The organism is Azospirillum sp. B506 (assembly GCF_000333595.1).
Classification (GTDB): Bacteria; Pseudomonadota; Alphaproteobacteria; order Azospirillales; family Azospirillaceae; genus Azospirillum.
Map to the genome: position 1 here is coordinate 1 of NZ_BADK01000882.1, position 2,914 is coordinate 2,914.

Here is a 2,914-nt window from a genome sequence, read left to right on the forward strand (position 1 = left end):
CCCGCCCTACGAAACCTACATCCCCTACGAGGTCTACATCGTGCCGGGGCTGATCGGCATGATCCAGCTGTTCAACGGCATGCAGGGATCGCTGTCGATGGTCTATGACCGCGAGATGGGCAGCATGCGCATCCTGCTGACCAGTCCGCTGCCCCGCGCCTTCCTGCTGGTGGCGCGGCTGCTCGGCGGGGTGGTGGTGTCGATCCTCCAGGTGGCGGCCTTCCTGCTGATCGTCAGGCTCTATGGCATTGATCTTCCGGGCTGGGCGCCGCTGACCGTGCTGCCGGCCCTGCTGCTGAACGGGCTGATGCTGGGGGCGCTGGGCATGGTGCTGGCCTCCACCATCCGCCAGCTGGAGAATTTCGCCGGGGTGATGAACTTCGTCGTCTTTCCCCTCTTCTTCCTGTCCTCCGCCCTCTATCCGCTCTACCGCATGGAAGAGGCCGGCCCTCTGCTATGGTGGCTGTGCAGCCTCAACCCCTTCACCCATGGGGTGGAGCTGATCCGCTTCGCGCTCTATGGCCGGATCGACGGGCTGGCGCTGGCCGTCGTCGCCGGCTCCACCCTGCTGTTCGCCGCGCTGGCGGTGCGCGGCTATTCCCCGGCGCGCGGCATGGGATCGCGGGCGCCATCGGCGGTGGGATGACGCCTCACGCGGCATCGTGGAAGATGATGCCGAGCGTGTGGCGTACGCCGGAACGCACCGGGCTGACGCCATGGCGATGACGGACGCGATAAGTGCCGCGGGAACCCTGCAGCGGTCGCTGGTCCACCGGGAAGACCACCGCCTCGCCAAGCTCCAGCGGGACCACAGTGGCGCGCGATTGCAGACGCGGGCGTTGCTCGGTCAGGATAAACTCGCCGCCGGTGAACCCGGTGCCGGGTACTGACAGCAGGATGGCGACCTGCAGCGGGAACACCGTCTCGCCATACAAATCCTGATGCAGGCAGTTGTAGTCGCCGGGACCATATTTCAGCAGCAGCGGCGTGGGTCGGGTTTGTCCGGCCGCGTGGCAGCGCTCCAGGAATTCGGCATGCTCCGCCGGATAGCGGGTGTCGAGTCCCATCGCCGCCGCCCAACGATTGGCGACAGGCGCCAGCCGGCGGTAGAGCGGTCCGCGCAAGGCCATGATCGGTTCGGGCAGCGGGTGGCTGAAATATTTGTATTCGCCCTTGCCGAAGCCGTGACGCTCCATCACCACCCGGCTGCGGAAGGGGGTGTCCTGCTCGTAAAGCTCCGTCAACGCCTTGCAGCTTTCCCCATCCAGCAGCGGCCCCACGACGGCATGGCCAACCGACTCCAGCTCCGCCTCGATGCGCGCCCAGTCCAAATCCCCGACCACGGTCACTGCACCGCCTCCCTGCGCTCGCGGTCCAGCAGGTCACGCTTGCGCTCAACGCCCCAGCGGTAGCCGGACAGGCCACCGTCGGACCGCACCACCCGATGGCAGGGGATCGCCACCGCCAGCGGATTGGCACCGCAGGCACGCGCCACCGCCCGGACCGCCGCCGGCTCGCCGATGGCATCGGCAATTTCGGCGTAGCTGGCGGTCCGGCCTGCCGGGATGGCGCGCAACGCTTGCCACACCCGCTGCTGAAAGGCGGTGCCGCCGATATCCAGCGGCAACCCAAGCCCCATTCCCGGCGCCTCGACGAAGCCAACCACCTGCGCCACCGTCGCCTCGAAATCGGCGTCGCCGCCGATCAACTCCGCTCTTGAGAAACGCTCCTGCAAATCGCGGAGCAGCATGTCGGGATCGTCGCCCAGCAGGATCGCGCACACCCCACGCTCCGTCGCAGCCACCAGGATCGAACCGAGCGAGCAGACTCCCACCGCGAACCGGATCGTCTCCCCCACGCCGCCCTTGCGGTAGCTGGTGGGCGTCATCCCCAGCCGCCCCCCGGCGCTCTCGTAAAATCGCCCAGAGGAGCCATAGCCGGCCTCATAGATCGCCTCGGTCACGCTGCCGGCCTGTTGCAGGACATCGACGACGCGCGCGGCACGATGCGCCTGCACATAGGCGCGTGGGGTGACACCGGTCACCTGCTTGAAGATGCGGTGGAAATGGTGGGGGCTCATCCCGGCGGCGGCGGCCAGTTCCTCCAAGTGCGGCACCTCCTCCGCCTCTTCGATCAGGCGGCAGGCTGCGGCGACGGCCTCGGCCCGCCGGACGCTCTGGCTCGGACCATCCGGCCGGCAGCGCTTGCAGGGCCGGAACCCAGCCTGCTCGGCTTCGGCGTTGCTGGTGTAGAAAACGACATTCTCCGGCCGTGGCGACCGCGCGGCACAGCTCGGCCGGCAATAGACGCCGGTGCTGCGGACCGCGTAGACGAAACGCCCGTCGGCGGCCGGGTCACGGCGGCGCAACGACGCCCAGCGTTCCACATCCGGATCGATGGCGTCAGGGGCGGCGGTGTCGGGTGCGGCGGTCATGTGTCCCTCTCCCTGCACGAAGCTTACAGGTTTCGTGGTTCGACGAGGGAGCAATCTGGACCAGCCGGCAAACCGGCTCACTCCGCCGCTTGCTCTCGAATTGCAATGAGTCGTCCTGAACGCCGAAACGCCCCGGCTTTTTGGAGCCGGGGCGTTTCTGTGTGCTTGATGAAGATGCAAGCATGAGCGTTTTGTTTGAGCGTCTCTTATGCCTGAGTGACCTGGCGGCGACCTACTCTCCCACGTCTTAAGACGCAGTACCATTGGCGCGGAGGCTTTTCACGGCCGAGTTCGGGATGGGATCGGGTGTTTGACACCTCGCCATGACCACCAGGTCACCAAGGCATAAGACCGACGCTCATTCCCAAAAGCGCATATGCTTGTTTCAGTGCAGTGATGTGAGGAGTATCGAACTGCGGCGCATGCTGTCAAGCTGCTGTTTTGAGCNAGCTTGCTGCTGCGCATGGCCCGGTTTGTGGG

Annotated in this window: 3 protein-coding genes and 1 rRNA gene; 1 reads left to right on the forward strand and 3 read right to left on the reverse strand. The window is 66.5% G+C overall.

All coding sequences use genetic code 11. The features are described from left to right. A partial coding sequence (locus I71_RS27245) for an ABC transporter permease (protein ID WP_042701360.1) occupies window positions 1–646 on the forward strand: 646 nt, incomplete at its 5' end. A gap of 4 nt (window positions 647–650) precedes the next feature. Here I71_RS27245 and I71_RS27250 read toward each other — a convergent pair. The 3 genes from I71_RS27250 to rrf form a co-directional block, all read right to left on the reverse strand. Continuing rightward, a complete protein-coding gene (locus I71_RS27250) occupies window positions 651–1,349 on the reverse strand; it encodes a 2OG-Fe(II) oxygenase (protein WP_042701363.1) in 699 nt (232 codons plus the stop codon). Next, the gene (ada, locus tag I71_RS27255) at window positions 1,346–2,434 is read right to left on the reverse strand and encodes a bifunctional DNA-binding transcriptional regulator/O6-methylguanine-DNA methyltransferase Ada (RefSeq protein ID WP_042701366.1); all 1,089 of its coding nucleotides are present in this window, start codon (window positions 2,432–2,434) and stop codon (window positions 1,346–1,348) included. Before ada ends, I71_RS27250 begins: the two co-directional genes overlap by 4 nt. A 219-nt stretch (window positions 2,435–2,653) precedes the next feature. Next, a 5S ribosomal RNA gene (rrf, locus tag I71_RS27260) occupies window positions 2,654–2,769 on the reverse strand. Between the last annotated feature and the right edge of the window lie 145 nt (window positions 2,770–2,914).